Source organism: Thermoflexibacter ruber, assembly GCF_900113045.1.
Classification (GTDB): domain Bacteria; phylum Bacteroidota; class Bacteroidia; order Cytophagales; family Thermoflexibacteraceae; genus Thermoflexibacter; species Thermoflexibacter ruber.
The window spans coordinates 1-10310 of sequence record NZ_FONY01000073.1; the positions used below are offsets into that span (position 1 = coordinate 1).

Here is a 10310-nt window from a genome sequence, read left to right on the forward strand (position 1 = left end):
GTGCCACACTCAACTTGCCTGTATAACCTTGATAATTATCTTGTAAATAGGCTTCCAAACCTACTTGCTCATATCGCTGCCGATAGTTCCTCACTGTTCCTTCACTGATGCCTAAACTGGCACTAATCACCTCCATACTTTGACCCAAATGAAGCATTAAAAGCACAGTTATCTTCTTGTACGCTCTGGCATAGCGTTCATTGTGTTGTAACTCCCTTAGTAAATCATAGTCTGCTTGTGATAACATTTTTACTAATTTGATTACCAAATATTGTACTTTTTTCGTAATTTTCCTAATCCAAATTTCAAAACCTTTTACTTTTTAGTATAATAAATTTGATATATAGATTGAGATTAAGAGCAACCACATAGTAACCTATAATAACAGTAATAGGCATGTGAAGAATGTAAAATGGATAAATAGCCTGGCTTAAATAAGAAATCCATTTGTGATTAAAAGATAAATACTGATGAGCAAAAGCTATAATTGTAACAATACATAAAAGTATATAAGCAGGTTTTAGAATTTTAAAAATGTAATAAATAATAGCATTTGTTTCCAAGCGTTCAAAGATAATTAACAAAAAAGTCAGGCTAATAACAACAAGAAGAAAACGTAGGCGATGCTGATGCACTAAGCCAATTAAAGTATTACTATTGGCAAATAAAAAGCCATACATAAAGATAACAAAGTTAAAGGTGAAAAAATACCAATCTCCCCAAATTAAATGGGTAATAGGGAACGAATCTACAAGAGAAAGATGTACTAAAATCAATGGTAAGAATAAAAGTAGAAATCGTATTTTATGAATAAAGTAGGCTATGAAGTTGTTAAAATTTACCTTGTTTTTCAAAACATATATAAATAAAGGCAAGGCTAAGAGGCTATAAACAAAAAGATAGGCAACATACCAAAGATGCTGCCAATGAAACTGTTTGTTCTCAAGAACATAAGCATAAAAATCCCAAAAACTGCCCTGATAACTTTTATTAAATAAAGCACTGTAAAAGCTAATAGGTACATTAACTACTACCATAGAAAAAAATAAAGGAATCAGCAGACGAATTACTCTGTTGGTGATGTACTTACTTATCGCATTGGGTTTGATAGCAAAAGCCAATACAGCCCCAGAAATAAAAAAAAGCAAAGGGATTCGCCATTGAGAGATAAACTTAAAAATTAATGTTAAAATTTGACTTTTCTCTGCATTTACTATGTACCAGTTCTCTCTTGTAAAAATACATGAAATATGAAATGCAATCAACAAAGCAAAGGCAAGTATGCGCACCCAATCAAATTGATAATGTCTAACTTTTTCCAAAATATTTTTGTATTTTAAATTAAGGATTTTACAGTAGCAATTACTTTCTTAAAAAAAGGTTTTTTAGAAAATCGTTTCTTGTCTTTAGTGCGGTCATAAAACCCTCTTTTTTCAAAATCTACTATTATATCATTGTCGCGAAACAAATCCTCAACGATTTCTCTTACCCATTTTCGCATGACTATACCCGTAGCATCATAGGGGAAAATGGGCTGATGATGCTTATTATATTTATCTCTGTTTACAGCATAGAAAGCATCTTTTTTACGACGCGACCTGATGTTACCGTAGTATTCAAAATGCCATGGGCTCTCATGCTTGCGAACATAATTGCTCATTTTCTTGATGTTCCAAAGAGATGCTTGTGTACTGATGCGATACTTGTCTTGCTGTGAAACTTCCCAAAGGTCTTCGTGCAGAGTACTTGGTGAGAACGGTCCGCGATTTCCAGAATCAGCAATATTGATATAAGTAAGGTCGTATTTAAGCATTAAATCTACTAATTCTAACATTTTTTCATGATTGACATTGGCTTTTAGAAAGTAGTCTTCCTGAAGATATAGGATAATATCTGTATCTATTTGAGAAAAAGCATATAATAAGCACTCACTCCAAGTAAGTTTGTTTTTATCTTTGAATTTAGCAACTTTTGTAGGTATGATATTTAGACCTTCGTAATGATAATCCTTTTCTTCGGTATTCAAGTAAATTTTCCCTTCATAATCCTTCCAAAATTTTTTAAATAGTTTAAAGAAAGGCTCCCAGCAATCTGAATAAGTATCTGTACTGTTTACAAATACAGAAAAATTATAATCTTTATTCATAATAATAATGCTAATAGTATAGTTTATAAATATACTAATTAATAATTGAGATTTTAAGTTTTAGGCTCAAATATGAAACTAATTTTCTGAATAATTCAAAATGTTTGTATAAAGTTTTTACTATTAACTCCCAGTCTAACATCAAAAAACAAACTTTCTGATAAGGATAAAAAGGCAAACCCATAAAAAAGCCAATGCCTTGATGAAGCGAAATTGCCATAAGTAACACCACTATTCTGTACCACCCCCCAAGCAGCATAGTAGGCGCACCCATTTCAAAGATAAGAGTAAAAATAGAAAGTCCTATCATAATAGCTGGTACAGAAGCAATAAACTTTCCCAAATTTTGTTTAAAAGGTGAGGCTTGAAAATTTGCATAATGATGGGCTTGGACACCAAATCCGTCTTTCCATTTCTGACTCTCAGGTATGTTCTCCTCACTAATAAATCGTTGTGCGTCAATTTTTTTAAATATACTTGGCTCTCCCGACACATAATAGCTAAGCGTTTTTCCATCCAACCATCGCCAACCTGTATAACGTACCTTAGAATAACCTGCCGTAAAGTAAATAAGAGAGAGAAAAATAAGTACAAACCTAATTCCCCAAGCAACAGGAGGTTCGCCGATAATGTAGGTAAAAAAGTTCAATTTTTTTTTCTTAAAATAGTAGATAGTCCACCTTATAACCCTATCCAAAGAGATACTACCTACACCTGGGGCAAAAGCCATAAATATGAGAAGCTGGGATACTAAGCAGGCTTCATGGTCAAAAGTACCAAAAGAGGCATAAGACATTTCTATATATAGGTAAATACAGCCTGTGAAAAAAAGCATAATGCGAGTAAGTAAGCCTATACTTGCCAAAAAAGCAGTAATAAACAAAATAATGCCCAAAGTATTAAACTGTTCTACAGACAACGGGAAAGGTACAGGGACAAAACGTAGTAGAATAGGTTGATAAAAAGTACCTTCAAAAAAATCAAATGCAACAATAGGTTTGCCTTCCATAAATGCTTTAAAATAACTTCTGGAAATAGTAAAGCAGAGAAAAATTCTTAATAATGGCAGAGGATTGTACAAAGACTTATGAAAAAAGTATTTATCCAGTCTATGTTGAAATTTGTTAATTAACTGTTGAAGTTTCATTTTTTATAAATTTTTGGCTTGTTATATCATAATGACCTACGACATTCTTTGCATCAATTTCTTTTTTATCTTTACCATAACGCCAAACTTCCAAGCGTACTGATTTCAAATCTGCTAAATTTATTTGTTGATTTTTTGCAAGTACTTTAAGATAGCTTTTGAAATAAATAGATAAACGATTAGATAGTTTTTCCCAGTTGTCATTTTTGTATGTTCCAAAAGGAGGTGTCTCTTCGCAAGAGCTATAAACTTTTATAAAGAAGAATCTCATAGTAGAAAGTTCATCTACATTTGTTAGTTTTGGGGGTAAAAACTCTTCTTTACTTTCAAATTCACCAATAAATTTAAAGTTATAAAACTGCGTTTCATCTCCTACGTAATGCCCGAACATAGGAGCGCAAGTAAAAGGGAAGTCCTCATCTCCAATAATTACAAAATAAGCATTAGGTATAATAAATACAAGCATAATCACTAATGCGTATATTTTTTTCGCTGTACTGTAAACCGTGTTCATAAGTTTGCTTTGCATCTATATCATTTTACTTTTTTAGAGTACAAATAATCCCAAATAGTAATACAATAATATCAAAGTTATGAAATAAATTGAACTAAGAAAAAACTGAATATATTTACATTTTAATCCTAATTTATTGTAAATTTATAAAATATATTACAAAGTATAGCAAAAATACATTACTTTTAAATAGATGATTCATCTTCAGTAACTGAAAAATAACACTCATCAAAAATTTAATTAAGCCAAAAATTCAAGTAAAGTTGAAACTTAGCCTCAAATATATTTATTTATTACCCATGCTTTTGGTAATGCTAAACAATGAAACAGTTTTAGCTCTTGCTGGCTTATCTGAAGGTCAAGTAAGCAAACCTTCAGGTGTTTTTGTTGTTGCCGCTACTTTTTTGTTTTTAAGAGAGTTTAGTCCATTTATGAAAAAATGGCTTATCATAGTAACAATTTACTTGCTGATTTTAATGCTTGAATCTTATCACGATTATCATACTTTTTTTAAATACCCGCATGTCTTCTTGAAAATCTTTGATATTTATCTCTTATTTTTTATATATAGTTTTTATAAAAAGCATCTTGATAAAGTACCTTTTGTCTTGCATTTTACAGTTTGGCTTATCTTAATTATATATATTGTAGCGGCATTTACTATCCGACGAGAGGTATTCTCTATGAGTGCTTTCACTAATAACAAAAGAGGATTTAACTCCGCAGAGATATATATTTTTATCATTTGTCTCACCTACTTTTTTAACCTATATTTTTACAAAAAAAACTTTATCAATATCATCTTATTCTTTGTAGTTTTCTCTTTAATTATTTTTTCACAGCAAAAAACAGTTTGGACTTGCGCAGCATTTAGTCAAATACTAAATATCTTATTTATTAGACGCTCAAATTTTAAGATAGATTTTGCCGCAATTGCCCCTGTTCTTCTGATGATTGGCATAGTGGCGTTTATTGTTTCCTCTGTAATACTTACCAATGAAGAAATACGAGCCACTTTTGAGAAACGGATAAAAGCATTTACCGAAGTGGAAAATGATGAGGAAGGAGGTACTGCAGCTTGGCGAAGACGACAGTGGGAGGCTTATCTCCCAATTGTGGAGCAGAATATTTTGACCGGGCTAAGATTAAAAGGATTTGAATTGCCCGGACAGTTTGATGCATTTACAGCAGAAAATACAGGACATCACTTTCATAGTTATTATCTGGATAAACTTTTTTATTTTGGAATTTTTGGACTTTTCTCAGGAGTCGTCTTAATATCTTTTTATACACTAAAACTTATATTTTTTGTGAGAAAGTTTATTACTTTAGAACAAATAGTACTTGCTTCTTATATGATGACTTTTGCCGTTTATAGTATAGGTTATGATATACCTTTTGCCATATATGGACTTATTGGCTTAGGTTTTGCTTATTTGGAAAAGGACTATACAGATACAGATAAAAAGAGAAAAGTTACTGAAAAATCTATAGCCATTTCTCAGTAACTTTTGATTGTGAAGTCATTTACTAAAATTATCGCATAATTGTCAGCGAGCCGCTAATATGCTTGTTAATTTGTGGTATTTTAATAACAAAGTAAAATGTGCTTGGACTTGGAGCATTTTCTGTTATATTAATAGACCCGTCCCAGTTATTCTGATATCCTGTTGTGTGAAATACCTCCTGCCCAAAGCGGTTGTAAACAATAACTTCTGCGTCTGGAAAAAACTCTATGTTTTCTACTTGCCAAGTATCATTGACTCCATCGCCATTAGGTGATAAGACTTTAGAAGGCAAAATCTCTTTTGTGTCTATCACATTCACTTTAATTTCTGCACTACTCTCACAACCATTTTTGTTTTTGCCTACTACTTTGTAGGTAGTAGTCTGAGTTGGATTTGCTTTTGGATTGGCAATGTATGGATTGTCCAAACCTTCCTTAGGAAACCACTCATATTCTACTGCACCTTCTGCTTGGAGTTGGACTGAAGTAAACTTATTAGTAGTAAGTTCGTTTTCAGAGGTTTTAAGTTTAAATTTCTCTGGATTCCTGATTTCTAATTTTATTTCCTTGTAGCATCCATAGGCAGTTTCTGCAATTATGTGATATACGCCTGCTCTTAAACTCTCAAAACTTACTGCATTACCTTCTTTTACCTCATCTCCTAACTTGATTTTTATATTTTGTTTGTCTTGTGTACTAATAAGGATTTTTCCATTATTACTGTTAAAACAAGTAGGTTGTATGATTTGGGTATTCATTACTATTGGCTGTCCTACACTTACTTTTACAGGTACAGAAACCTCTTGGCAACCTAAGTCAGATATAGCAACCACCTTGTAAATTCCTGTTTTTTCTACGGAAAGCGTTGTTCCTTCTCCTACTACTTTGTCTTGCTCATCTAACCACTGATATTTTACTTCTTTTTGTGCTTCTTTTATCGCAATTTGTCCTTTCTTACAAAACTTTACTTCGTTGTTTGAAGCATCTATCTCTGGTGTTTTTAAAGCAAAAAAACTTACTTGCACAGGATTAGAAGCAAACTGGCAACCATCTTTTTTAATTATCAATTCATATTTCCCACTTTGGCTTACTTTTACTTCACTACCTTTGAGATTTTCAATTATTTTGCCATCTAACTGCCATTCATAAACTGCATTTTCTACTTTTTCCGCACTTAATAAGGTGTGAGTTGCACATACTTCTCTTTCTACTTCTCCGATGATTTGTGCTTTAGGTTGTTCTCTTTTTTCCAAGTTTATTTCTAAAGGCATACTTTCTAAGCCTGTTTTTCCAACAGCTATGATTTTAATTTTACTGTCTTTGCTTGCGTCAATTTGTAATAAATTTTGTTCTATGAGTTGAGTTTTAGTTACCTGCTCCCATTGATGTAATTTCTTGTAACGAGGAGTCTTATTTAAACTATTGATTTTAATAGCATATTTATTGCTTGCGCATTGATATTCTATTTTTTCTAATATAGGTTGGGTAGGATAAGTATGGATAGTTGCAATATTGCTTTGCCTTTCTATACCCTTGCCAAAAGTAACCACATAATAGTCATACTTTGTGTCAGGATTAAGTTTGCTTTGGTCGCTAAAAGATAGCGTTTCTACTTGGGCTTTGCTAAGTGTTTGGACTAATATAGCTTCTCTTTCCTCTTCCTTCCGATAAATTTTATACCCTTCGTGGTCGGTAGAAGTATCTTGCCATTGCAAATTTACCTCATTTAGATTATTGACTGTGATTTGAAGGTTTACAGGAGCAGATATATTAGGTGCTGAAACTAAGGATGTCGGGCTAAGTATATTTTGCTGTGTAATCATAGAGGCATTTACTTTAACCATTTGTGTTATCGTCTTAGTATTGCTACCTGCTGCATTGCTTACTGTTACTGAGATGGTATAAAGACCCACTTCATCAAACTGTATTCTGGGGTCTTTGAAAGTAGCAGACGTGTTCCAGATATACTTATGTTTTCCGCCTGTTACTGTCCACTGCCAAGAGGTAGGGTTGTTTTTTGACCTATCATAAAATTTTATATGTTGTCCTACAGTGATTTCTTGGAAGGTGTTAGGTGTAAAGTCTGCAATAGGAGCGAGTGGCGAAGTAGGGTCGACAGGCGGAGGAGTTGGTGCTGCTTTATTGACAGTGATGTACTCTGTCAAGGTTTTAGTATGGCTACCCGCAGAGTTAGTAGCTCTTAATGCTACCGTATATTTTCCTTCGGAATCAAACCTTACTTGTGGATTTTGGCTATTTATGGTGGTGCTATTCAAGAAAGTAACAGCTCCTCCTGTAATTGTCCACTCCCAAGTAGTAGGCACATTGGTAGAAAGGTCTTGAAAGTTGATACTTTGTCCTACAGTCAAAGTTTGTGCAGTGGAGGGAGAAAAATTTGCCACTGGGGTAATCACTATGGGATTTACTTTGACCATTTGAGTTACTGTTTTGGTATCGCTACCTGCCTCATTGCTTACGGTCATTGAAATAGTATAAAGACCTACTTCATCAAACTGTACTCTTGGGTCTTTGAAAGTAGCAGATGTGTTCCAGATATACTTGTGCCTTCCGCCTGTTACTGTCCACTGCCAAGAGGTAGGATTATTTTTTGACCTATCATAAAATTTTACATGCTGTCCTACAGTGATTTCTTGCAGAGTAGTTGGTGTAAAATCTGCAATAGGTTTAGGTAAAGGTGAAGTAACTGTAATAAAATTTTCTACAGTTTTTGAACTACTCCCTGAAACGTTGCTTACAGTAAGAGTTACAGAAAAAACACCTTGGGTATCAAAACGCACTTGGGGATTTTGGCTGTTTTTATTTGTTCCATTGACAAAGGTCGCCGTTCCTCCTGTGATTGTCCACTCCCAAGCAGTTGGACTGTTAGTAGAAGCATCTTGGAAGTTAATAATTTGACCAGTAGTGATATTCTGAGGAGTATTAGGCGTAAAATCTGCAGAAGTATTAGGGATATATTCAAATGCGCCAATATCACATTTCCCTACTCTTTTCTGCCCTCTTTGGTCGGTAGGAGTACAGTTGTTTCCTGCATCTATGGCTGGGCTTCCTTTTTGCAATGCCATAGTCCTTGTAGGTCCGCCGTTGTCAGCTAAGGGTAGCAAGAGAGGATTTACTGTTCTTACAGTATTTGGCATATATTTATCCGCCTCTCCACTCTTGAACTGTATGTTGTTTCCTAAATCTATGAGCGTGCCAGTAGAACCAAAATGATGTTTACCACCTACGCCTATGTTATTAAAAAATATACAATTTGATGCCGATACAGAAGTGCTACTTGTAATACCACCTGTGCTTGTAGTAGAAACATTATTTGCGATAGTACAATTTTTCAATGATAATACAGAAGAGCCTGCCGATATACCTCCAGTAGCTCCCTTATTATTTGTAATAGTGGAGTTCTCTATTTCTATTCGTATCCTAGCAAACCATAAACCTCCACCTTGAGAAACAGAAGTATTATTGTCTATAATTGAATTTGTGATTCTTACTATGACATTATTTGTCGTATTACTACCAGTAGTACCTCCAGATAAATATACTCCTCCACCAAAACTACTGTTTTTCCCATTACCCAATAGTGTATTGTTACTTATATCACATTGGTCTATAATGCCTTCATTGTTATTATATAGAAATAACTGTAGTCCACCAGAAGAAACATTTGCCTTATTACTAGAAAAAACACACTTTACAATACTTATCTTACCACTTCGCCCTCCATCGCTTCTTGCCCCATCAACAAAAAGCCCTCCACCTTCCATCTCATTACTTGTGCCACTATTTCCTATAAACTTCGTATTATTAATTTCAAGGTCAGAAAGTACATTATAAATGCCACCTCCTTTAATTACACACTTATTATTCAAAAATTCACAATTTTTGATGATGGCATTGTTCCTACTACCAATGTATAGCCCACCTCCTCGTTCTCCTGCCTCATTATTGATAAACTTAACGTTACTTAGAGATAGTTCTCCTCCTGTAACTTTATAAATACCCCCTCCAGCACCACTTGTAAGACCATTCTCAATAGTGAGATTCTCGATAGTTACTTTTGAATAGATGTCAAGCGAGATAATTCTGAAGGAAACAGAGCTGGTTGTTCTTCTAATTACTGACCCATTTCCATTAATAATTATCGTTTTGCCGTCTTTAAATAACGGTAAGCCTATATTTCCATGCTTAATATTAAAGGATGATACATCAGTACCATAAGGCTGAGTCAATTCATACACACTATTCCTTGCCAGATTGATAGTATTGCTTGCATCTTTGTTAGTATTTGCTGATAATATCGCATTGATTAGGGCTTTTACATCTCCCGCAGGAACATTAAAAGTAGCGGCATACGACGAGGGCGATAAAAAAATAACCAATAATAGTAAGTAGATGAATGAGAATAACGCAAATTTTCGCATAGTATTAAATGAGTTTAATAAATTATAAATGTCTTGAAATCTTAGTATAGTCCAATTTTTTCTTAAAACAGTGATACATTTATAAATTAACTTCCCTTATTAAACTCCTTATTTTTACAAATATTGTATTTTTCTGCTAAAAAATATGATTAAAAACATAAAATTTTACTTTGAGAGGGATTTATTAATATTAGCTTAGCATTGAAGCGATAGATAATTGCTTAGGTATGGTGTATTTTGATTACAAAAGCATCTGAGTTATGTGGTTTATAGATTGGCAAGTAATAACTATTAGATAATGTTTTGCGATTATAAATAATTGATAATAAAAGATATAAAAGCAATTTGTATCATAGCTTCTGCTGATTCTATTGTTTTTTCTATTTCTCTGAATAATCTTCTTCGCAAATTTAAGAAACTAATATGATTGTTTTGTCAATCACGTTGTGAATTGCTTTCAAAAAAGGATTTGTTAAATTTGCTACAAAAGTGCTTTGGTATCATATCAGGTTGTGAATTGCTTTCAAAAAAGGATTTGTTAAATTAAACAAAATCCT

The 10310-nt window shown here is 33.2% G+C and carries 7 protein-coding genes; 1 reads left to right on the forward strand and 6 read right to left on the reverse strand.

From position 1 onward, the window contains the following. The 5 genes from BM141_RS21340 to BM141_RS21360 all read right to left on the reverse strand — a co-directional run. Nucleotides 1–247 (reverse strand): helix-turn-helix domain-containing protein (locus tag BM141_RS21340; protein ID WP_143090725.1); only part of this gene is annotated, 247 nt, incomplete at its 3' end. 58 nt (nucleotides 248–305) lie between these two features. Further along, on the reverse strand, nucleotides 306–1322 hold the full coding sequence (locus BM141_RS21345; RefSeq protein ID WP_177217500.1) for an acyltransferase family protein: 1017 nt from the start codon (nucleotides 1320–1322) through the stop codon (nucleotides 306–308). Between the two features lie 14 nt (nucleotides 1323–1336). Continuing rightward, on the reverse strand, nucleotides 1337–2146 hold the full coding sequence (locus BM141_RS21350; protein ID WP_091549481.1) for a hypothetical protein: 810 nt from the start codon (nucleotides 2144–2146) through the stop codon (nucleotides 1337–1339). Nucleotides 2147–2180: 34 nt separating this feature from the next. After that, the gene (locus BM141_RS21355) at nucleotides 2181–3155 is read right to left on the reverse strand and encodes a hypothetical protein (protein ID WP_143091055.1); all 975 of its coding nucleotides are present in this window, start codon (nucleotides 3153–3155) and stop codon (nucleotides 2181–2183) included. Nucleotides 3156–3270: 115 nt separating this feature from the next. Beyond that, nucleotides 3271–3807 (reverse strand): hypothetical protein, encoded by a 537-nt coding sequence (locus BM141_RS21360; protein ID WP_143091056.1) that lies wholly within the window; start codon nucleotides 3805–3807, stop codon nucleotides 3271–3273. A 263-nt stretch (nucleotides 3808–4070) separates the two neighbouring features. Here BM141_RS21360 and BM141_RS21365 point away from each other — a divergent pair, with 263 nt between their 5' ends. Beyond that, complete coding sequence (locus BM141_RS21365; protein WP_143091057.1) at nucleotides 4071–5315, forward strand: O-antigen ligase family protein; 1245 nt, start codon at nucleotides 4071–4073, stop codon at nucleotides 5313–5315. A 28-nt stretch (nucleotides 5316–5343) separates the two neighbouring features. Here the strand turns inward: BM141_RS21365 and BM141_RS21370 are convergent, their stop codons facing one another. After that, complete coding sequence (locus tag BM141_RS21370; RefSeq protein ID WP_091549485.1) at nucleotides 5344–9753, reverse strand: PKD domain-containing protein; 4410 nt, start codon at nucleotides 9751–9753, stop codon at nucleotides 5344–5346. Nucleotides 9754–10310 lie beyond the last annotated feature (557 nt).

Excerpts from the sequence above, each read along its gene's own strand:
- BM141_RS21350 (WP_091549481.1), bottom strand. The coding sequence starts at position 2,146 with ATGAATAAAGATTATAATTTTTCTGTATTTGTAAACAGTACAGATACT.
- BM141_RS21355 (WP_143091055.1), bottom strand. The coding sequence starts at position 3,155 with ATGGAAGGCAAACCTATTGTTGCATTTGATTTTTTTGAAGGTACTTTT.
- BM141_RS21360 (WP_143091056.1), bottom strand. The coding sequence starts at position 3,807 with ATGAACACGGTTTACAGTACAGCGAAAAAAATATACGCATTAGTGATT.
- BM141_RS21370 (WP_091549485.1), bottom strand. The coding sequence starts at position 9,753 with ATGCGAAAATTTGCGTTATTCTCATTCATCTACTTACTATTATTGGTT.